Below are 22,873 nucleotides of genomic sequence, written 5' to 3'. Positions count from 1 at the left end.
AGTATCAAAAAACACAAAATAATCTATAATTTTGACACTTTAAGATTCTAACACAAATTTCTTACTCTCTTAATTGCACTTGGTTTATGCTAATTAATCGCTCACGGAACAAGGAAGGAAAATGGAATTGGATATCTACGTGGTGGACGCCTTCACCGATACGCAATTCAAAGGCAACTCAGCAGCGGTGATACCGTTAGAGGAATGGCTAGCCCCAGAATTGATGCAAAATATCGCGACAGAAAACAACTTATCAGAGACGGCTTTCCTAAAGTCCATTGGCGCAAACCAATATGAGATTCGTTGGTTCTCTCCGATTACTGAAATCGATTTCTGTGGACACGCAACACTGGCCTCTTCGTTAGTTCTGTTTGATGAGTTTGGCATTAATGGCACGATTGAATTTCATACTCTGGAAGTAGGGACCCTCACCGTAGAGAAGAATGCGCAAGGTAAGATCGAGATGACGTTCCCTGCTCGTCCTCCAAAAGCCGTTTCTGATATTCCCTCGGCATTGATTGAAGGCCTAAGTTGCGATGTGGAACGCGTACTGCTTAGCCCTCAAGCGTATTTCGTGGTGGTCGGCAACCAGCAGGAGGTACTTGAGGTTCAATACCGTTCAGAGCACCTCAAGACACTCGCTCCTTACGATGTGGTCGTTACCGCAAAAGGCGATCAACAAGACTTTGTATCTCGTTACTTTTGGCCTGCAAATGGTGGTGACGAAGACCCCGTAACTGGCTCGATTCACGCTGGGTTAGCACCGTTCTGGGCAGAAGCGTTAGGCAAAACATCACTGGTCGCTTACCAAGCTTCTCAGCGCGGAGGCATTTTGCACTGTGAAGTTACTGGCGAACAAGTAAGAGTATCTGGCGACGGCGTGCTCTACATGAAAGGCAAGATTTTTGTTTAAATGATTTTCATGTAATCAACTTAAAAGAGCCAAGTAAAGCACGGCTTCCGCAGGATCAAGCCAGCTTCAATAATTAATCAATTGATGAATATTGAAGGAATTAACTTCCTAGCCGGACAAAACTGACTCACGTTACACTGAATGCAGTCCCATACTCTTCTATAGCTTGATACGAGTTCGAGCTCACCTTCTTAGAGGAAGCGTCGCATGATGAAGCGAATCATTCTTGGCACCCTAGCCCTGACTCTTTTAACTGCCTGTTCCAAAGATGACGGACAGCAAGCCCTTGGCACATTAGAACGTGACCGCGTAACCTTCACTGCCACCTCTAGCGAGATAATTCGTGCCCTACCCATTAAGGAAGGCAGCCAAGTCACCGAAGGAGAAGTGCTGGTTCAGCTCGATACAAAGAACCAAGAAGCCGTTTTAGCTCACGCAGTTGCCGAACAAGCCAAGGCTGACGCCTATCTTTTGAAATTGACCAATGGTGAGCGACCAGAAGACATTGCCGCAGCGCAAGCACGCGTTGCCAGAGCGGAAGCTCAATTGGTTGAAGCGCAAAAGAACTACCAACGTAAAGCGGAGTTAGTCCGCAAGAAACTCATCAGCCAATCAGAAAAAGACACCGCTTTAGCAGCCAGAGATTCTGCCCGCGCTGAATTGGACTCCTCACAAGAAGAGTTCAGTAAACTGACGGCTGGCTCTCGCCCTGAAGATATTGAACAAGCGAAAGCCGCACTCATGGCTGCAAAAGCCGATGTAGCACTGCAAGAACAAAAGCTGGCAGAACTCACCATCACGGCCACGCGAGATGGCTTGTTAGATAACCTACCGTTTAACCTTGGTGAACGCGTTCCTGTTAATGGTATTGTTGCCGTAATTCAAGCCAGCCGCGTCCCATACGCTCGCGTTTATGTTCCTGCTAACTATCGAGTCGACTTTGTGCCGGGTAAAACGGTTAACGTGCATGTAGATGGCGTTGAGCAACCGTATAGCGGTACCGTTCGTTGGGTAGCAACTGAGCCTTCATTCACGCCTTATTTCGCGCTTACCGAGGAAGAACGTTCGCGTTTGATGTACTTAGCAGAAGTCGACCTTCAAGACTCCGCACAATCCTTGCCTTCAGGTATCCCAGCGCAAGTGGATTTGGTGGAGTAAGCCAATGACCGAATACGCGATTCAAGCTGAAAATGTAGTGAAAAAGTTTGGTGACTTCACCGCCATCAACAACATCACGCTTAATGTGCCCAAAGGCAGTATTTATGGTTTTCTTGGCCCCAACGGTTGCGGTAAATCGACAACCATTCGTGTGTTGACGGGCTTGCTTAGCCCAAGCGAGGGCAATGTCGATGTACTCGGGCTAGAGATCCCAAAACAATCTGAGCTTCTGCGCCTCAAGATTGGCTACATGACACAAAAGTTTTCCCTCTATGATGACCTGACGGTTCAAGAGAATCTTGAGTTTATTGGACAAATCTTTGGTATGGAAACCAAGACTCTGAAAGCTCGCATCGAAGAACAACTAGCCACCTACGGGCTCGACCAACTGCGTAAACAGCGCGTCGGCGGAATGAGTGGCGGCCAGAAACAACGCTTGTCTCTCGCCGCAGCCACTATGCACAAACCAGAGCTATTGTTTCTCGATGAACCCACATCTGCGGTTGACCCAGAAAACCGACGCGATTTCTGGGAGCAATTGTTTGATCTCTCTGACCAAGGTACGACGATTTTGGTCACTACGCACTACATGGATGAAGCAGAACGCTGCCATCGTCTGGCGATTATGGAAGCGGGCGAAATCCGCGCCGATGGTGAGCCAGAAGAACTCATGGCGCAAATGGGCGTTAACATCGTCGAAGTCAAAGCGGATAATTTACGCGAGCTAAAAGAGAAAGTCATTCGACGCGAAGAAGTACGCTCAGCCGCACAGCTCGGCATTCGCTTACGCATTTTAATCCACCAGCACATCGAAGAACCGATCGAATGGTTAACCCAGACCTTTCCTGAGCTTGATGGCTGCGAGATGAACATTGCTCGTCCTAGCTTGGAAGATGTGTTTGTCAGCGTTACGGGAGAAGGTCGCCAATGATGAAATCTATTGCCCGTATGAAAGCGGTAATGATCAAAGAGATCCGTCAGCTTTCACGTGACCGCATTACCTTTGGCATGGTCGTGATGATCCCGTTGATTCAGCTCCTGCTGTTCGGCTTTGCCATAAATACCGATATTCGCAACATTCCCGTTGGCGTCGTCGATCAAAGTGGCAGTACTGCCGGGCGTGTGATCACCGAGTCCGTCAAAGTCACGCAAGTGGTCGATGTGGTCGAAACCTTCGCTACCGCTTCAGAAGCCGAGCAAGCCATTCAAGACGGTTTGGTGCGAGCGGCTTTAATTCTGCCTAGCGACTTAACCCAACGTATGGTGCAAGGCAGAGAGCTTGGGCAGTGGATTGTGGATGGTTCAGACACCATGATCAGTTCTGCGATTCTCTCACTACAAACCATGCCGTTAACGGATTTTGATTTTGAGATACGCCCTGCCCCAACCAAAACCTTTGAAGTTGCGCTGTATTACAACCCGAGTCGGCGCTCGGCGGTAAACATTGTCCCTGGTTTGTTGGGTGTGATTCTGACCATGACGATGATCTTGTTCACCAGTGCAGCCATTGTCCGAGAACGAGAACGTGGCAATTTAGAGTTACTGATTACCACACCCATCCACTCCATCGAACTCATGGTGGCGAAGATCATTCCCTACATCTTTGTTGGTCTGATACAGGTGTTTATCATTTTAGGCTTGGGTCACTGGATATTTGGCGTGCCGATAAACGGCGCCATTAGTCAGATACTGTTTGGCACACTGTTGTTTATCGCCGCGAGTTTAACCTTAGGTTTGGTGATATCCACCATTGCAACGACACAGCTTCAGGCCATGCAGATGACGGTGTTTATTCTTTTGCCGTCGATTCTTCTGTCCGGATTTATGTTCCCTTATGAAGGAATGCCCGTCGCGGCACAATGGATATCAGAAGCCCTCCCAGCCACTCACTTTATGCGCATTATTCGTGGTGTGGTACTGCGCGGTGCAGATTTAATGGAGCTATGGCGAGATACAGTCTGGTTACTTGGATTCACTGTTATCGGCCTTATTGTCGCTTCATTTCGCTTCAAAAAATCACTCGACTAATCCCACGATATTGCGTTCATTCCTTAAAAACAAAAATAGCCCCAACGAAGGGCTATTTTTTGTTTGTGTATTCATACACTGTGCTATCGAGCTCAACTCTCAGACAATATTAATAGTACTCACCGTAGGAACAATCTCGTAAATCGGAAATATTGTAGTTTTTCAAAGAGTTTATTTTAAAGTTGAACACTACCTGTTTACAGACAACGCCTTCGCGATCCGTATACGTGATAATACCTTCACTGTACGCTCGCTGACCATCAGAGGATGTCACGTCAGCAACAAGTTCCAAATGGCCCTTATGCGCGTCTACGCGATTCATCATCTCAAACACATCTACCCACTCTTCGCGATTTGCCATTTGTATTAGCATCGATTTCGCCTGTGTTTCCAACTGCTGGGGGTATACATAATAACGGTTGTAACCAAAGTATGCGCACATAAGTAATAAAACGAGTGCAAATGAGGTTGTTCTTGTCATACAAGCTTCCTCTTGTTGTTATAAAAATCTTGCTTCGTTAATTCAGTATAGGAAGCGAGCAAAGTTTAGGTTATAGAACTTGCCCAAATAACAGGGGACAGTCAGAGACAGTCAATTCTATGACAAGCTCAACAACAAACTTTATTGCACTCTCATCATGGGCTTGAACAAAAATACGCCACAGAGACAGCAAGAAGTAAGAAGTAAGAAGTAAGAAGTAAGAAGTAAGAAAGGAAAACTAACCGGAGCGCGGTGATAACAGAAAAGTAAAAGGAGTTTGAAGAAAAAGACAATCCGAGTGAATGTAGTGAGAGCGGAAATCAAGAGTAGATTATCCGCCCATCAACTAGGCTCAAATTGTCAGTGCCCACAACAACGTGACTCGCCGAATTTAAACGTGTTGGTAACTATCTTCGAGAGACTCTGTCTGCGTTGTCTTTTCGCTCACTTCCACTTTAACCGCAGCGACCTTGAACTCAGGGATCTTCGCATGCGGGTCAGTCGCCGTTGTCGTTAAACGGTTCACCGGCGATTCAACAAAGTGGAATGGAATGAACACCACTCCTTTTTGAATACGCTTAGTCACAAAAGCATCAATCTCAATGCTGCCGCGACGTGTAGACACCGTCAGACGCTGACCATTACTGATGCCAAGCGCTTCTGCGTCTTCCACGCTCACCATCGCACGAGGGCCAGCAAGATTATCCAACCCTTTGGTTTTGCGCGTCATGGTGCCGGTGTGGAACTGCTCAAGCACACGACCAGTCGTTAACACAAGCGGATACTCCTCATCTGGCAGTTCAGCCGCATAACGGAACGGTACGCCCACCATTTGCCCTTTACCACGAGTAAACTGGGTTTGGTGCATGATGCGAGTACCGGCAGGGTTGTTCTTGTTGCTCGGCCATTGCACACCGTTTGGCGTAATGGCATCCCAACGAAGACCCGCGTATTGAGGCGTCACTCGTGCGATTTCATTGGTGATATCAGACACGCAATGGTAATCCCAATCACTGCCCATGGCATTGGCGATTTCTTGAATAATCCACCAATCCTCTTTCGCTTCACCCGGCGCCGTTACGACCGGATTCACACGCTGAACACGACGCTCCGTATTGGTGAAGTGGCCCGCTTTCTCTGCAAACGAGCAAGAAGGCAGAACTACATCCGCGTATTGCGCAGTTTCCGTTAGGAAGATGTCTTGAACCACCAAGAAATCGAGTGCTTCTAAACCTTCAATCACATGCGCTTGGTTCGGGTCGCTCAATACTGGGTTCTCACCCATGATGTACATACCACGAACGTCACGATGGCAAGCCGCATCAATGATTTCTGTCAGGGTTAGACCTTGTTCAGAAGGCAGATTTGGTGCGTTCCATTCAATCGCAAACTTCTGACGCACAATTGGGTTATATACCTTTTGGTAGCCCGGGAAGCTGTTTGGCAAAGCACCCATATCACACGCGCCTTGCACGTTTGATTGACCACGCAACGGGTTGATACCACCACCTTCAATACCGATGTTGCCACACAGTAATTGCAGGTTAGCGATAGAACGCACGTTGTCATGACCTGTCGTATGCTGAGTGATACCCATCGAATAGTAAACAGCCGTACGATCTGCCGTACCGATCATGCGCGCCATTGCTTGAATGTCTTCGGCTTTTACGCCCGTAACCAACTCCACTTTATCGAGGTTGTAAGCTGGCGACATCACCTCTTGCAACAAGGTATCAAAGCCGTCGACACGTTCTTCGATGTACTCTTGATCGTACCAACCGTTCTTGATGATCTGCTGCATGACGCCATTTAGGAGCATCACATCCGTACCCGGACGGTGCGCCATATACAGCTCAGCATGCTCTGCCATATCAACACGTTTCGGGTCAGCCACAATCAAACGAGCACCGTGGTGACGAATTGCTTGTTTGATATGTGAAGCGATAATCGGGTGCGCCGCTGTGGTATCCGAACCAATAATGAAGATCACATCCGAGTGCTTAATGCTTGGAATGTCGTTGGTCATTGCACCACTACCCAGTGACGCCTCAAGACCGGTTACACTCGATGCGTGGCACAAACGCGCACAATGGTCGACGTTGTTAGTGCCCAGTTCACGACGGACAAATTTTTGGAACGCGTAGTTGTCTTCGTTAGTGGTTTTCGCTGAAGAGAAACCCGCCAATGCGTTGCTGCCAAAATCTTGCTTGATGCCAGAGAACTTGCTCGCAATCAGTTGAATCGCCTCTTCCCAGCTCGCAGGCTGCAACCAACCATCTTTACGGATCAATGGCGTGGTAAGACGCTCTTCACTGCCAATGAAGTCAAAACCAAAGCGCCCTTTCACACACAGCATGCCTTGGTTAACCGGCGAGTCACCGCCTTTCACGTAACGAATCGTATTGGTTGCTTCGTCCACGAACATGGTCAACTTACAGCCCACACCACAGTATGTACAAATGGTGTCAACCGCTTTCAGATCTTCAGTACGGCCTTGCGAACGGTCACGACTATCGACCATTCCGCCCGTTGGACACACTTGAACGCACGCGCCACATTGCACGCAGTTCGAATCACCCATTAGGGTTAAGCCATTCTTGTTACTTCCAAAGTGTGGACGATCGTCAGGACGTAATGCCGGACGACCTTGTTTATCGCACACGAAGTTCAGTACACCGTGTACGGCTTTGTCGCGGCACGCTTGGATGCACTGACCACAGCTAATACAGCGGTTAGCATCAAACTCAATAAACTCAGAACTGCGGTCAACTTCGTACTTATGACGCAAGTCTTTCGCACGAAGATCTAACCAATCTTGATGCGATTTAATCTGCAAGGAGAAGTCAAAGCTTTGCTCAGCCTCATATTCGGTGGAGTAATCACGCAGCGCACAATCGGTATTTGCCTGACAGCCACATTCTAGACAGCGCGCTGCTTCTTTCATTGCTTCTTCGTTATCAAAACCCAACTCCACTTCAGCGAAGCTTTGCTCGCGTTGTGCTGGAGTCAGCTCAGGCATGATAGATCGAGCGACTTTCTGGATGTTCTCGAAGTGAAGCGGATCGACTTGAGAGAGCTTCTTCTCTTTACGCGAGTTGAACGCTGCCTTTGGCATATCCGCCATATCACCATTCAAAAACAGGTCAATCGCTTTTGCCGCAACGCGGCCATCACCCACCGCTTCAACTGCCGTTGCTGGACCACGGCGGAAATCACCAATACTGAAGATATTGCCCGTGCCGGTGTGCATGGTCTTTTCATCTGCATCAGAGGTGTTCCAGCGCGTAAGTGGAATCGACAAATCTTCACCTTCGAGGAAGCTCAGATCTGGCTTTTGCGATACTGCTGCAATCACGGTGTCGAACTCTTCGGTGAAGAACTCGCCGGTTGGTTTAGGGCTGCGACGACCAGATGCATCCGGCTCACCCAACGCCATGCGCTCTAGACGAATCGCATTCACGCGTCCGGTTTCATCGGCAAGGTTTTCTGCAGGATTGGTCAAGAAGTGGAATTTCACCCCTTCGTGTTCCGCTTCGACAATCTCGTAGTCTTCTGCCGGCATTTCGTCACGGGTACGACGGTAAATCAACGTGGTGTCTGCACCAGCACGACGCGCAGTACGAGCACAGTCAATTGCCGTGTTACCACCACCGATCACCGCGACTTTCTGACCCGTTACATAGTTTTGCTCGGTAACGTAATCTTTTAGGTAATCAACGCCTAAGTAGCATCCCTCAAGATCGCTGCCTGTGTAATGCATTTCGACCGCTTGAGACGCGCCGACAGCCAAACACACTGCGTCGTATTCTTCGCTCAATTGAGAAAGCGTGAAATCCACACCCAGCTTTTGATTGGTGTGAACTTGCATGCCATTGCGGCACATCAGTTCGATTTCTTTATCGAGAATGTCTTTTGGTAAACGGTATTCTGGAATGCCATAACGCAACCAACCACCCGCTTTTGGCATGGATTCAAAGACCGTAACGTCGTAGCCTTCGTTCGATAGGTAGTAGCCAGCTGTCAGACCACCAGGACCACTGCCGACGACAGCAATGTTCAAACCTTTGCTTGGTTTCTTTTCTGGTACGTAGGCTTCATGCGCAGACAAATCCGCATCCGCGGCATGACGTTTTAGCTGACGAATTGCAATAGGCTCATCGACTAACGAGCGGCGACATTCACTCTCACAAAATGCCGGGCACACACGGCCAATCGATAACGGCATAGGAAGCGTACGCTTAATCACTTCAATCGCTTTTTGATGATCGTTCTGTGCGATGTGATAAAGGTACGATTGGATATCCACGCCCGCAGGACACGCGGTTTTACATGGCGCTTCACAATCGGCGTAATGGTCCGTCATGATGCGGTTAAGTGCTTTTCTGCGGTGCTCGCTTAATTGTTCTGATTGCGTGACCACATTAAGGCCGCGGTAAACTTCGAGTTCACACGCACGCTTAGTACCGCCGCTTTCGACTTCAACTACACACAAGTCACACGGTACTTTTTCATTACTTTTGTTCATTCCGCACAGCGATGGGATCTCGACCCCACACACTTTTGCTGCTTCTAAAAGGGTTAGACCCTCTTCTACAATTCTATATTTTCCATCGATGACAATTTCTATCATGCAACCCCCGCAGCAAAGCAAATCCAAATCTGCACAAGCAAAACCATGCATTCTATAAGGATAATCATTTGTAAGACAAGTTAGTGTGATGTAAAACTTATAAACCACATTTTTCACGTGTCATAAAAAGCGAGAGCTTCTTTCGCTAACTTTCAACACTCGGTGTTTAACAAACGTTTTACTCCCTCGAAAGTGCGAAAACTGAAGGGGTGGACTATTTTGATAATAAAATAAATGATTGACCTTACCCTTAGGTTAACCTTTAGAATCGAAGGGTTTTCATCATTTTCATCAAACACATGGGAAAAGGTATGCACTTAAAATCGCTGCATACAATCTGGTTAACTCTCTTCACGACGCTAGTACTATTGGTATCTAGTGTGGCGAACAGTGAGCCGTTGATGAATATTCAAATGATGTCTACTGGCATGGCTCACCATCCTTCTATGATGAGTGACAGCGAACACTGCGGTATGCCTGGCATGATGGACGTCTCCATGACTGACGCTTCTATGTCCGAAGATGGCGATGCAAGAGAAACCAGCATGAACTGTGGTGGAGGCTCCGGCATGGTTCATACCTGCTGTACTGCCGCGTGTACGATAGTTTTCGTCTCCCTACCGAATCCTGTCAATAGCCCGATTCCCGTCGTCTATCGCGCAACTATTACTCCTGAAGTTGCTTCCCCAGTCGTACACGTCAGCCGCGACCTGTACCGACCTCCGATAGCCTAAATCCGTCCTAGCATTCGACCCTGCGTATATCTCGCAGGTTGTTTTAATGCGCCTGAACGATGAGGTAACAAGGCTTTACTGTTCCCGCAATAAAATCCGCACCTCCATCGATCCGGCGAACACTGGATTTAGATTATGGATATCAAACCATACCGCATAGCTGCACCTATTTTTATGGTGGCTCTGGTCGCTGCGCCAACCTTGGTTAACGCCGCAGATAAAGAGACGCAAGCAGCGCAAAATTCCGCTTCAAGTGAGCGAGCTTCAACGACCAAGCTTGCCCAACTGATCAACGTCGCTTTGGGTAACGATGGCAATCGTAAGCAATACTCTGCGCAATCTGCTGCCATGCGTGAAACGGGCGTCGCGAGCGCGACCTTGATGGACCCAAAACTGAAAGTGGGTTTTGGTGGCTTGCCTGTCGACAGCTTCAAATTCGATGAAGACCCAATGACCAATATCTCCGTTGGTTTAATGCAACAGTTTGAGCGTGGATCTACCCTTGATTTGCAACAGAAGAAAGCCAACCAACAAGCCGACGGCCTTGGGCTTCAAGTGCATGCTCGTGAGCTTGAGGTAGCCAACAGCATGACTCAACTTTGGTTAGAACTTGGTTACCAGCAACGCGCTGAACAAATCATGCTTGAGAACCGCAAGTTGATGAAGGAGATGGAAAGCTTTATTCAAACCAACTATTCGATTGGTAAGAGTGAAGCGCAAGATCTGCTTAACGCCCAACTTCAAGTCAGCAAGTTGGATGAGAAACTGCAAGCCAATGCACAAATGCAACGTCGTCTTATCTCTCAACTCTCCGAATGGTTGGGGTCAGATTGGTTGGCGAACGAAGAGGCTCTGCACGCGAGCAATCAACTTAATTGGGACACACTGAACAGCAAACTTGCTGCAAGTCAGGGTTCCACCAAGCATTATCAGCAACTCAGCCAACACCCGATGGTTAAGATGGCCGACGTCAGCATCTCTGCCAATAAAACTCAGGTGGAAATTGCTGAGCAAGCCTACAACCCACAATTTGGCGTCGAAGTAATGTACGCCTACCGCCAAGCCGACAACATGATGGGTGAACCCGCATCAGACTTGGTCAGCGCTTACCTCACCATGGACATTCCACTGTTCACCGGTGACCGCCAAGATCGCACTCTCGCGGCCGCTCAATACCAAGTTGGCGCGGCACAATCACAAAAGGACACCTTACTGACGCAGATGAATGCCAAGGTGAACACTTTGCTGGTTGATCGCGGCAACTTAACCCAGCGTTTAGAACGTTATCAATCCACCTTATTGCCTCAAGCGAAAGCGCGCATTCAAGCCGTTGAGCGAGGTTATCAAAACAACACAGCGCAGTTTAACGATGTGATTTCTGCCACGACTGACGAGTTGGCTCTGCAATTAGAGCAACAACGTCTGCTGACCGATCTCAATGTCGCAAACAGCAATTTAGCCACCCTACTCGGTGGTTTCGACTACCAAGTGGCTTCACCGGAAGCTCGCTCTATTTCGACATATTAATTTGTGATTCCCCAAGACAGTTGGGGCTACAGCTAGGCGGCAAACGAGAGAATCCCATGAGCACTTTCCCTAACAAACTAAGGGATCCTCTATGTGATTTGGGTGAACGAGAGCAGGCAACAACGCTGTAGCGTCAAATGTGAAGGGGAAAATAAGGTAAAACAATGAAAACATTTAAGATTGCAACCATCGCGCTGATTGTTGGTGGTGCTTTAGGGTTTGGTGCTAATCATTTTCTTACGGGCTCGGCTCACGACATGAGTGCGATGGGTGGCGAACCTGCTTCAAGCTCTAATGATCCGCTTTACTGGGTTGCCCCAATGGATCCGAACTACAAACGCGACAAGCCAGGTAAATCCCCAATGGGCATGGATTTGATTCCGGTTTACGCAGAAGACCTATCCGGTGAACAAGACGCACCGGGTACAGTGACTATTGACCCTTCAGTAGAAAACAACCTCGGGGTTAAAACCGCAAACGCGACACTACAACAGCTATCACCACGTATCGAAACGGTTGGCTATATTGCCTTTGATGAAAGTCTGTTATGGCAAACCAACGTTCGTGTGGCGGGTTGGGTAGAGAAGCTTTACATCAATGCTGTGGGTGAGAAAGTGAAGAAAGGCGATGTGCTTTTCACGCTCTACTCTCCAGAACTGGTTAAAGCACAAGAAGAATTGCTGAACGCTTACCGCACTGGCCGCAAAGGTCTTGTAAAAGGGGCGACCGAACGCTTGGTAACACTTGGTGTTGACCGTGCTCAAATCAAATCCATTACTCGTAGTGGTAAAGCATCACAAACAATTGAAATCAAAGCGCCTGCTGATGGCGTTATCGCGAGCTTAAACGTGCGTGAAGGTGGCTATTTGTCCCCTGCTCAAGCGGTGATCAGTGCAGGTCCCTTGGACAATGTTTGGGTTGATGCGGAAGTCTTTGAGCGTCAAGCGCACTGGATGAAAGCGGGCTCTCAAGCCACGATGACCCTTGACGCGATTCCGGGCAATGAATGGCAAGGTGTCGTAGATTACGTGTACCCAATCCTCGATCCGAAAACACGTACGTTACGTGTGCGTCTTAAATTCCCTAATCCAGATGGCGCATTGAAGCCAAATATGTTCGCCAATATTGCCCTGCAGCCTGTCACTGACGATGCAGTATTAACGATTCCTAAATCATCTGTTATCCGCTCTGGCGGTATGACTCGCGTTGTTCTGGCGGAAGGTGATGGCAAATACCGTTCTGCTCGAATTGAAGTTGGCCGCGAAGCCGGCGAACAAATCGAAGTATTACAAGGACTTAAGCAAGGCGATAAGATCGTTACTTCATCTCACTTCATGCTCGATTCTGAATCAAGCCAGTCGGCGGATCTGTCTCGCATCAATGGTGTAGAAGCAGCGGCAGAAACGGCATGGGCTAAAGGTGAGATCACGGATGTGATGAAAGATCACCGCATGCTGACCATCAACCACCAACCTGTACCAGAATGGGATTGGCCGGGCATGGTAATGAACTTCACTTTCGCAGATGGCGTTGAAATGGGTGACTTGAAAAAAGGTCAGGCTATCGAATTTGAAATGCAAAAGACGGAGTCCGGTCAGTACCAAATCGTTGACTATAAGGCAGACAACAGCGTCATTGCAGCAGAAGTTTGGCTAACTGGTGACATTAGCATGCTGATGGCTGATTTTGGCATGATCACCTTAAACCACCTACCGGTTGCAGAATGGAACTGGGATGCAGGTGAGATGAACTTCTCTGTGGGAGAAGACGTTGATCTATCGGGTTTTGAAGAAGGACAGAAAGTTCGGTTTCTAGTTGAAAAACAAGGATCTGACTACGTTCTTAAACAGCTAGTTCCTGCAACAACAGCCGTCGAGGGTTAATTATGATCAATGCTATTATTCGTTGGTCACTGAGCAACCGATTCCTAGTGTTGGTCGCGACCTTAGCCCTTGTATTAGGCGGACTTTACAGTGTAAAGAATACGCCTGTTGATGCGATTCCGGATCTTTCTGATGTGCAAGTGATCATCAAGACAAGCTATCCGGGTCAAGCTCCTCAAGTCGTCGAGGATCAAGTTACTTACCCACTCACCACCGCCATGCTTGCCGTGCCGGGTGCTGAGACGGTTCGTGGCTACTCCTTCTTTGGTGACTCTTACGTTTATATCATTTTCAACGATGATACCGACATGTACTGGGCACGTTCACGCGTGTTGGAGTACTTAAGCCAAGTAGCACCAAAGCTGCCACCGAACGCAAAACCGACGCTAGGTCCTGATGCAACGGGTGTGGGCTGGGTTTACAGCTACGTATTACAAGACAAAACCGGCAAGCATGATTTGGCGGATCTTAGCAGCCTGCAAGACTGGTTCTTGAAGTACGAATTGCAAACCGTTGATGGCGTTTCTGAAGTCGCGACCGTGGGCGGTATGGTGAAGCAGTATCAAGTGCAGATTGACCCTGCCAAGCTTCGTGCTTACAACCTCACTCTGCAACAAGTGAACATGGCAATCCAAAACGGTAACCAAGAAACCGGCGCGTCCGTTATCGAAGTGGCCGAAGCCGAGCACATGGTTCGTACCACGGGTTACCTAACCAGCATTGAAGACATAAAATCACTGCCGCTAAAAGTCACCGAGAAAGGCACGCCGTTGCTATTAGGAGACATCGCAGACATTAACCTTGGTCCACAAATGCGCCGTGGTATCTCAGAGCTGAATGGCGAAGGTGAAGCGGTCGGTGGCGTTATCGTGATGCGCTTTGGTGAAAACGCCAGTGAAGTGATTGCGAAAGTCAAAGACAAACTCGCAGACCTACAACGCAGCATGCCAGAAGGCGTGGAAATTGTTGCAACCTACGACCGCTCTACCCTTATCGATTCAGCGGTAGAAAACCTATGGAAAAAGCTTGCAGAGGAGTTCATCGTCGTTGCGATTGTGTGTGCGTTGTTCCTGTTCCACATTCGTTCTTCATTGGTTATCGCTCTGAGCCTACCGGTCGGTATTCTCACTGCGTTTATCGTAATGCATTGGCAAGGCATCAACGCCAACATCATGTCCCTTGGTGGTATCGCGATTGCCATCGGTGCGATGGTGGATGGTGCAATCGTGATGATTGAAAACGTTCACAAGCACATTGAACGAACGCCACTGACCGACAAAAACCGCTGGCAAGTAATAGGCAAAGCCGCAGAAGAAGTTGGCGCACCGCTGTTCTTCTCGTTGCTGATCATTACTCTTAGCTTCGTACCGGTGTTTGCCTTAGAAGGTCAGGAAGGCAAGATGTTCTCGCCGCTTGCGTTCACTAAGACGTACGCCATGGCAGCAGCAGCAGGTTTGGCAATCACACTCGTGCCTGTTCTTATGGGCTACTTCATTCGCGGTAAGGTGTTACCGGAACACAAAAACCCGGTTAACCGCGGCTTGGTCGCGCTGTATCGCCCGCTGTTAAACACCAGCTTAAAATACCCTAAGACCATGATTGTTATCGCATTAGGTCTAATGGCATCGGCTTACTACCCAACCAGTAAACTGGGTAGCGAGTTCATCCCGCCGCTGGATGAAGGCGACTTGATGTACATGCCAACGACCTATCCGGGTATCTCAATTGGTAAAGCGCGCGAGCTTCTACAACAAACCAATAAGCTGATCAAAACCGTTCCAGAAGTGAAAACCGTATGGGGCAAAATTGGCCGAGCTGAGACCGCAACCGATCCAGCGCCACTCACCATGATTGAAACCGTGATTCAGTTGAAGCCACGCGACCAATGGCGTGAAGGGGTAACAACCGAGTCACTGCGCAAAGAGTTCGACAAGCTGGTTCAGTTCCCTGGTCTTACTAACGCTTGGGTAATGCCGATCAAAACGCGTATCGACATGTTGGCAACGGGCATCAAAACCCCTATCGGCATTAAGATCGCCGGACCTGATCTGAAAGTGATTGAGAAGATCGGTTCTCAGCTAGAGCCAATTCTTAATGGTGTACAAGGCACGGCATCGGTTTATGCAGAACGTGTAGCAGGAGGCCGCTATGTCACGATCGACATTAAACGTCGTGCGGCAGCGCGTTACGGTTTAAGCATCAAATATGTTCAGCAGGTGATCTCGACCGCGGTGGGCGGCATGAATGTGGGTGAAACCATCGAAGGCTTGGAGCGTTACCCAATCAACGTTCGTTACCCACAAGACTACCGTGACTCAGTGGTAAAACTGCAAAACTTACCGTTAGTGACACCAAATGGCGCTCGTATTGCACTGGCTGACGTAGCAGACATTCGTTACGAAGACGGTCCTCCAATGATCAAGACGGAAAACGCACGTCCAAACGGCTGGGTGTTTGTCGACATCGATGGTCGTGACCTTGGTTCTTACGTCGTGGAAGCGCAACAGGTCGTGGCAGATCAACTGGAGCTTCCTGCAGGTTACTCGCTGGCTTGGTCTGGTCAATACGAATACATGGAGCGTGCGAAAGATCGCTTGAGTGTCGTGGTACCAATCACCATCGCCATCATTATGCTGCTGCTTTACTTCAGCTTCCGTCGTGTAGGTGAAGTGATGATCATCATGCTTACCCTACCACTCGCTATGGTTGGCGGTTTGTGGCTCATGCATATCCTCAACTACAACTTCTCGATTGCCGTTGGGGTCGGCTTTATTGCCCTAGCAGGCGTCGCGGTTGAAATTGGGGTCATCATGCTCGTCTACCTTAACCAAGCATGGCACTACAAAAAGCTGGATGCGGAAGAGAGCCAACAGAAGCTTGAGGCGAAAGACCTAACCGATGCCATTCGTGAAGGTGCAGGCCTTCGTGTTCGCCCAGTAATGATGACGGTACTGACGGTCATTATTGGTCTGATTCCGATCATGTACGGCGAAGGTACAGGATCAGAAGTCATGCAACGTATCGCTGCGCCAATGATTGGTGGTATGGCATCAGCACTGCTACTGACGCTGTTGGTGCTTCCAGCCATCTTCAAGCTGTGGAAACAAAGCGAGTTGCGCCAAAGCAATGCGACTAATCACCAAGCTAGTGATGTAAACAACAACGCTTAATCCCTACCTTTCTCTCAAACATGCCGTTTTGAGAGGAAGCAACCAAGTTATTAATGAAGTAAAACAAGGATATAAAAATGAAAAAGACACTAATCACTCTTGCTCTAGCCCTAACAACAACGACTGCGTTTGCCCAAATGGATCATTCAAACATGGATCACGCGAACATGGATCATAGCAACATGAAGCATAAAAATATGGACCACAGCAGCATGAAGATGGACCACAGTAAAATGGACCATTCAAACATGATGGATATGCCGGGCATGTCGGCAGTAGGTATGCCAGCAAAAGGCGCAAAACCAGACAAGGTGGTACACGTTATCTTGGGTGATGACATGACCATCAAGTTCAAGAAAGACGTAAAGATTGAACCAAACGATGTGGTGCAATTTGTCGTGATGAACACCGGTAAGATCAACCACGAGTTCACAATCGGTTCGGCCAAAGAGCAGCTAGAACATCGCGAAATGATGAAGACAATGAGCGGCGATCACATGCATGACTCAGGCAACGCTGTTACGGTAGAACCGGGGAAAGCGAAGCAGTTGTTGTGGCATTTCCACGGTGACAACAACGTTGAGTTCGCGTGCAACATTCCAGGCCATGCAGAAGCAGGCATGGTTAAAAAGATTGAACTGTAAGTAATTACCCAAAGAGACAAAAGGAGCTGATGATTCAGCTCCTTGTATTTCTCCGGAGCAAACTATTCGTTAGCTCATGACAAGAAATTCTGAGTCAGTGTCTCACGCTAAGATATTTTTGTGACCGAATCACTGACGTAATATATAAGCCAAACTACAGGCCTTGATAGCAACACTCTTCTCCCCATATTGAGACCGTTTAAGCGTATTGCAAAGAATACTACATAAAATAGACATAGATTTAACAGTGTTTAGAGTATTGGCTCGTTATAGTTTACGTGACATCGCTACCGTGCGAACTAAAACTAAAATTGAAGAACACGATCCATGAAAAAGTTATTTTTGTTGGCTGGGCTAATGGTTTGCTCAACCCTAAGTTACGCGTCCCAACTGAATGAGGACATTTCTCTCCTCGAGCAACAAACCTCAAGCAGAATTGGGGTTTCAGTTTGGGATACCCAAGCAGACGAGCGTTGGGATTACCGCGGCGATGAACGCTTCCCACTCATGAGCACATTCAAAACCCTAGCTTGTGCCAAAATGCTAAGTGATATGGACAGCGGTAAGCTAAGTAAAAATGCGACCGCAAAAGTCGATGAGCGCAGTATTGTTGTATGGTCTCCAGTGATGGATAAGCTCGCAGGCCAAAACACACGCATAGAGCACGCGTGTGAAGCCGCTATGTTAATGAGTGATAATACCGCAGCCAACTTAGTATTAAATGAAATTGGCGGCCCTAAGGCCGTAACAATGTTTCTGCGAACAATTGGAGATAAAGCAACGCGCCTAGACAGAATAGAACCTCGCTTGAACGAAGCCACACCAGGCGACAGCCGCGACACAACCACACCTAACGCCATACTAAACACTCTTCGAACTTTGGTCGAAGGCGAAACGTTGTCTTATGAGTCTCGTGTACAATTAAAAATCTGGATGCAGGACAACAAAGTTTCAGACTCGTTAATGCGTTCTGTATTACCAACAGGTTGGTCTATTGCAGACCGTTCTGGTGCGGGAGGTCATGGTTCGCGTGGCATTAACGCGATTATATGGAAGGAAAATCATCGACCTGTTTACATTAGTATTTATGTCACAGAAACCGAGCTCTCACTTCAAGCTAGGGACCAACTCGTTGCGCAGATAAGTCAGTTGATTTTACAAAAGTACAAAGACAATTAAGTCACCACTCACCTGACCCTATTTGTATCCTTTTCTAGCCCTTCTATTCCAGAAGGGCTCATTCTGTACTTCCATCTTAAAAACACCACTTATTGAGTAATGACTTACTTATAAATAGGTATAAGATTTACTTATTTAGGGTGAGTTAACGCCCACATTAAGCAACCAAATGCACACAGACGGCGATAATTGAACCATACTCTTACCAAGAAGCACATTTTCTACAAAATAGCTTCACGTAATTTATTGTTGGTATTTGCAACATTGCCAAGGAGATGTCTATTGAGACTTGAAAGAACTTTTAACCCTGATGACTTATCGATGCAAAACATGGAAAGTCCGATATGTATGCCGATAGGGTTTGTTCACTTTTTAGCTCAATCGGAAACACTACAGCAAGTACTTGATACGGTGGCAGAATGGATAAATCGTATATTTAATTCTGACCGTGCGAGTATCACACTTTATGAAAACAATGATCATTTAAAGGTCTACTCTTTCTCTGGTAGTAAAGCGATTCCCGCTGAATTTTTAGTGCCCATTCATCAAGCGTTTGTTGGCCGAGTGTTCAAAAAGCAACAACTGATGATCTGCGACGATGTTACGCAATCTGATGAGATCGATTGTGTGATGCTCGCATCCAATGGTATGGGTACGTGTATGGACGCGCCTTTAATGCACGGTAAAGTCTGCCTAGGAACGCTTAACGTTGCGCATCATCAAACGCACATTTACACAAACGAACAAGCGGCACAGCTTCAGTGCATCGCTAATTGGATTGCTTTAAACATTGCCCTTCATATACAGATTATGAAAATGGAGCACCTCGCCACGACGGATGATCTAACAGGTATTCCAAACCGCAGAGAGTTCATGCGACAAATCGAAAGCCGCCTAAATGAATACCGAACCCAGGGCATTGACTTCCATGTTGCTATTTTAGATCTCGACAATTTTAAAAGCCTCAATGACCGATTTGGTCATGACGCAGGCGATAAATCACTGATCCATGCAGTTAATACTATTAAAAGTCATCTACTTGATTGTGACTTACTTGCCAGAGTTGGTGGTGAAGAGTTTGCCATCGTATTAAGAAGTCGCTCATCACAGCAAGCTCTAGACACATTAGAAACAATTCGTAATGCACTAGAAACGACGACCGTTCAACATTCAGGTTGTGATATGAGCTTCACCGCGAGTATTGGGGTAACTCAAGTCTGTCGTCTCGACGACTCATTTGAACCATTAGTTAAACGCGCAGACTTAGCACTTTACAAGGCAAAGGAAACCGGAAGAAATCGCGTTGAGTTTCATATTGGTGAAGAAAGGTAGAAAAAATAAAAAAAGGTAGCGACTCATTGCGCTACCTTTTATCGATTCTAACCCGCTTAAAATAACTAGTACGAACTTTAAGCCAGTTAAAAATAAGAATGAGCAAATTTAATTATGCTTTCTTAAGATCTTTAGCTGGGTAAGTTAGTGTTTTTTCGCCTGCTTTTACATGTGTGTAAAAACCGCCACTGCTTAAACCTGTAACAACCATTTCGCCAAGATCGATACCTTTAGTCGCTACTACTACGTCACCGATTGAAAACATATTGAATACCTTGTTTGTTTAGATTAAGACACTAAGTCGTTGCGCGGTATTTAATACGATATTAGGTAAAGCACCTAATCGAGTTTTTTATCGTAAAGATTAATTTATATTTGTCGTGAACTCTAAGTTTCCACATTGAAAAATCACAGGATATTTTCCAAAAAAAGATGCGCTATTCTTGTGAAATACGGTAATATTTTCTAGCATCAAGTGCGGAGGTATTCTCCGCCCTCATTGGAGAAAAATGATGAAGAAAGGCCTAAAAATGCGTGCATTAGAGCGTTCTGATTTGCGCTTTATTCATGAACTGAATAACAACCGAAATATCATGGCCTACTGGTTCGAAGAACCTTACGAGTCTTATGACGAGCTCGAAGAACTTTATCGAAAACATATACATGATGACGCTGAAAGACGTTTTGTCGTCGAAGATGAAGACGGCATCGTAATTGGCTTAGTTGAGCTGATCGAGATTAACTACATTCACCGCAGCGCGGAATTTCAGATAATCATCGCCCCAGAGCATCAAGGCCGAGGTTATGCGACAGAGATGATTAATCGTGCGTTAGATTACTCATTCTCAATTCTTAATCTACGTAAAATCTACTTATTAGTCGCAGTGGATAACGAAGTCGCTATTCACTTATACAAAAAGTGCGGCTTTATCGAAGAAGGTCACCTTGTAGAAGAATACTTTATTAACGGCGCTTACAGCGATGTTAAGCGCATGTATATATTAAAACACCAGTACCAGAAAAAGATCGAAGAAAACAACTCAATTCACTAGTTCATTCTATCAAAGTAAAAACGCAGCTATTTGGACTGCGTTTTTATTTATTCAAATTGATATTGATATGATAATACGATGCGCTTGTCTGCTTCATCCAGATAGGTGTTGTTGTCCATGACAAACGTCATTACGTTAAAAGAGTGGCGTTTGCTCACGAGGTAACCAAGACCAATACCACCAAAGAAGCCTTTGTAGTTCTCTCCTTCACTGTTTTCTGAGCCGTAAGTGCCTGCTGCGAAGCTGATTAACGTCAGCTCTTTGGTAAACGATTTCAGCGCAAATGCACCAACGTAACCGCTACTGCCTGAAGAGCTCATCATATTGAAGCCATTCTCTGCACTTGGCGTCCCCGTAAAGTTAGGCTCGCTACAGAGACTACTTTCTGCACCGTCACAAACAGGAACATCACCAGTGTTGTACGTATAGCCTGCCATTGGGAAAATTTGGAAGCCTGCTGGCTCAATCCCGAAATAACTTAGCGGCATAAAGGTACCAAAGCTGTAGTTGGTTTGATCCGCGCCGTTTACGTATTCATTTTTACCGAAGTTGAAGTTCACGATACCGACCGGAAACAACCACGAGCCACCAATACGCCACTCGCTCGCATCATCATTGATACGCAGGTTAATTTTGCGCGCTTGGTCAAGCGCAAGTGAGCCCGAGAATGAGATGTTTTGATCATCAAAATCGTAGTTGTTTGCGTACGACGCGCCAAATTTCGTGATGACTTTTGTTGGGTCATCCGCCAACTTGTTTTTATTGTCTTTTACTCGATGCTCGGCACCATGAGCCAGCGTACTGACCAACAAAGTCGTACACACTAACGCTAGTTTATTTTTCATTTTTTTGTCCTTTGAGATGTTGAATACCCGCACTTAGCTGCGCAGATACTTTTTGAATCATCACTCACTGGATGTGACAGAAGCGCCCTAACTACCTTAGATGGTGTGACAGCATCCAGTGCAGGTAGTTAGGGTAGAATGGCCTGTAAGGAAGGCGTTTTAGCGATTAGGAATGATTAGTTTTTCCAGTTGTAGCTCATGCTCATGAAGTACAGTGCAGGCTCATCAAAGCCCGCTTGGAAGCATGGCGTTTCTGAAGACTCCATCAAGACCGCTTCAAACGCGAAACCAATTGAGTTTTCTGAATCCAATTTGTAATCAATGCCTGTACCAATGCGGTACGCCTTGCCAGTAGGAACGGTAATGTCACCGTTTGATTGGCTTTCATACATGCTGGTATCGAATGCAAAACCTGCATTCCACATCATTTTTTCATTCAGTTTGTACTGAGCACCCAATGCGATTTGGTAAGTGTCTTGTGTCTCTACGCCCAGCGTGGTTGTGTATTCGCTCCAGTCTTGCCAGTTCACGTTCCACATCACCGCTAGGTCATCATTCACTTCATGGTAAGCACTGAAGATCAGTTGTTGTGGAGCAATGGAGTTACTCTTGTCGAATTCAAATTCGGCTTCAGAAGAGTAAGACAGACCAAGACGCGTGCCTGATGTTGCCTCATAAAGCACACCTACTCGACCGTTGACCTGAGTATCTTGGTCTTCGTCATTGAAGTTCAGGGCTCCCTTCGTTTCCACTTCATACATACCGTACTGAATGCCAAGCGCCGCACCCACAGACCAGTGATCATTGATGCGGTAAGAAGCGGAAGGTTGAATGGTCAACGCTTGTGTCGTTGCTGTAGGAATATCTAAATGATTATTCAAAAGACCTTCGTACTCGAGGCCAAGGCCGTAGTTGCCATACAGACCAATACCCAGCGTCCATTTGTCGTTCACTTGTTGGCTGTAAAATGCCGACGCCATAGGAACAAAACCAATCACGTTGCCCGCATCGCTAGTCATCGTGTCTAGTTGCGCGTCACCGTAAAGGCCAATCAGGTTACCAGAGAAAGATTTACCAGAAACATTCGCCAGACCAGCCGGGTTTGCTGCCATTACTGAGGCATCTTGCGCACGAGCCGCCATACCAGCGGATGCCAAACCAATATCCGATGCTGTAGTTTCATAAAGGTATAACCCACCCGCTTGCGCAGCAGCACACGTCAGTAGAGAGCTCGCTACGACGATTTTTGAAAGATTTTTCATGCTAAAACCTATTATTGTTAGGGGAACCCACGCTG

At 47.1% G+C, this 22,873-nt stretch carries 17 protein-coding genes; 12 read left to right on the top strand and 5 right to left on the bottom strand.

All coding sequences use genetic code 11. The annotated features are described in order from the left end of the window. Positions 1-121 precede the first annotated feature (121 nt). The 4 genes from R7E47_RS02920 (at position 122) to R7E47_RS02905 (ending at position 4,099) form a co-directional block, all read left to right on the top strand. A complete protein-coding gene (locus R7E47_RS02920) occupies positions 122-913 on the top strand; it encodes a PhzF family phenazine biosynthesis protein (RefSeq protein ID WP_017821512.1) in 792 nt (263 codons plus the stop codon). Positions 914-1,120: 207 nt separating this feature from the next. Then, on the top strand, positions 1,121-2,071 hold the full coding sequence (locus R7E47_RS02915) for an HlyD family secretion protein (protein WP_017821513.1): 951 nt from the start codon (positions 1,121-1,123) through the stop codon (positions 2,069-2,071). Positions 2,072-2,075: 4 nt separating this feature from the next. After that, entirely contained in the window at positions 2,076-3,002 is a 927-nt protein-coding gene (locus R7E47_RS02910; protein WP_054701300.1) for an ABC transporter ATP-binding protein, read from the top strand. After that, the gene (locus tag R7E47_RS02905) at positions 3,002-4,099 is read left to right on the top strand and encodes an ABC transporter permease (protein ID WP_017635233.1); all 1,098 of its coding nucleotides are present in this window, start codon (positions 3,002-3,004) and stop codon (positions 4,097-4,099) included. The genes R7E47_RS02910 and R7E47_RS02905 overlap by 1 nt, the downstream gene beginning before the upstream one ends. A gap of 109 nt (positions 4,100-4,208) precedes the next feature. On the opposite strand, the gene R7E47_RS02900 is transcribed toward R7E47_RS02905, so the two are convergent. Then, the gene (locus R7E47_RS02900) at positions 4,209-4,580 is read right to left on the bottom strand and encodes a hypothetical protein (RefSeq protein WP_005375433.1); all 372 of its coding nucleotides are present in this window, start codon (positions 4,578-4,580) and stop codon (positions 4,209-4,211) included. Positions 4,581-4,971: 391 nt separating this feature from the next. Continuing rightward, the gene (gene fdhF / locus R7E47_RS02895; RefSeq protein ID WP_318083701.1) at positions 4,972-9,210 is read right to left on the bottom strand and encodes a formate dehydrogenase subunit alpha; all 4,239 of its coding nucleotides are present in this window, start codon (positions 9,208-9,210) and stop codon (positions 4,972-4,974) included. Between the two features lie 311 nt (positions 9,211-9,521). Here fdhF and R7E47_RS02890 point away from each other — a divergent pair, with 311 nt between their 5' ends. The 7 genes from R7E47_RS02890 (at position 9,522) to R7E47_RS02860 (ending at position 19,679) form a co-directional block, all read left to right on the top strand. Then, positions 9,522-9,944: a hypothetical protein gene (locus R7E47_RS02890; RefSeq protein ID WP_318073897.1), complete on the top strand. Its 423-nt coding sequence runs from the start codon at positions 9,522-9,524 to the stop codon at positions 9,942-9,944. Positions 9,945-10,079: 135 nt separating this feature from the next. Next, a complete protein-coding gene (locus R7E47_RS02885) occupies positions 10,080-11,471 on the top strand; it encodes a TolC family protein (protein WP_318083700.1) in 1,392 nt (463 codons plus the stop codon). A 164-nt stretch (positions 11,472-11,635) separates the two neighbouring features. Then, positions 11,636-13,354, top strand: coding sequence for an efflux RND transporter periplasmic adaptor subunit (locus R7E47_RS02880; RefSeq protein ID WP_238970780.1), 1,719 nt, complete (start codon positions 11,636-11,638; stop codon positions 13,352-13,354). A gap of 2 nt (positions 13,355-13,356) precedes the next feature. After that, positions 13,357-16,524, top strand: a complete 3,168-nt coding sequence (locus R7E47_RS02875; RefSeq protein WP_318083699.1) for an efflux RND transporter permease subunit — start codon at positions 13,357-13,359, stop codon at positions 16,522-16,524. Positions 16,525-16,601: 77 nt separating this feature from the next. After that, positions 16,602-17,168, top strand: coding sequence for a copper-resistant cuproprotein CopI (gene copI / locus R7E47_RS02870; RefSeq protein WP_170897040.1), 567 nt, complete (start codon positions 16,602-16,604; stop codon positions 17,166-17,168). 327 nt (positions 17,169-17,495) lie between these two features. Further along, on the top strand, positions 17,496-18,347 hold the full coding sequence (locus R7E47_RS02865; protein WP_005375420.1) for a carbenicillin-hydrolyzing class A beta-lactamase CARB-42: 852 nt from the start codon (positions 17,496-17,498) through the stop codon (positions 18,345-18,347). 282 nt (positions 18,348-18,629) lie between these two features. Continuing rightward, complete coding sequence (locus R7E47_RS02860) at positions 18,630-19,679, top strand: sensor domain-containing diguanylate cyclase (protein ID WP_053303796.1); 1,050 nt, start codon at positions 18,630-18,632, stop codon at positions 19,677-19,679. Between the two features lie 112 nt (positions 19,680-19,791). Here R7E47_RS02860 and R7E47_RS02855 read toward each other — a convergent pair whose 3' ends face one another. Then, positions 19,792-19,944, bottom strand: coding sequence for a hypothetical protein (locus tag R7E47_RS02855; protein ID WP_005375418.1), 153 nt, complete (start codon positions 19,942-19,944; stop codon positions 19,792-19,794). A 247-nt stretch (positions 19,945-20,191) separates the two neighbouring features. Here R7E47_RS02855 and speG point away from each other — a divergent pair, with 247 nt between their 5' ends. Further along, positions 20,192-20,731, top strand: coding sequence for a spermidine N1-acetyltransferase (gene speG / locus R7E47_RS02850; RefSeq protein WP_005375417.1), 540 nt, complete (start codon positions 20,192-20,194; stop codon positions 20,729-20,731). A gap of 47 nt (positions 20,732-20,778) precedes the next feature. Here speG and R7E47_RS02845 read toward each other — a convergent pair whose 3' ends face one another. Both R7E47_RS02845 and R7E47_RS02840 read right to left on the bottom strand, forming a co-directional pair. Then, the gene (locus R7E47_RS02845) at positions 20,779-21,576 is read right to left on the bottom strand and encodes a hypothetical protein (RefSeq protein ID WP_054701294.1); all 798 of its coding nucleotides are present in this window, start codon (positions 21,574-21,576) and stop codon (positions 20,779-20,781) included. A 176-nt stretch (positions 21,577-21,752) separates the two neighbouring features. Further along, a complete protein-coding gene (locus R7E47_RS02840) occupies positions 21,753-22,838 on the bottom strand; it encodes an OmpP1/FadL family transporter (protein ID WP_318083698.1) in 1,086 nt (361 codons plus the stop codon). Positions 22,839-22,873 lie beyond the last annotated feature (35 nt).

This window comes from Vibrio sp. Vb1026, from assembly GCF_033338745.1.
Lineage (GTDB): Bacteria > Pseudomonadota > Gammaproteobacteria > Enterobacterales > Vibrionaceae > Vibrio > Vibrio alginolyticus.
The sequence above is the reverse complement of the archived record's forward strand: the minus strand, read 5'-3'. Positions and strand labels throughout refer to the sequence as shown.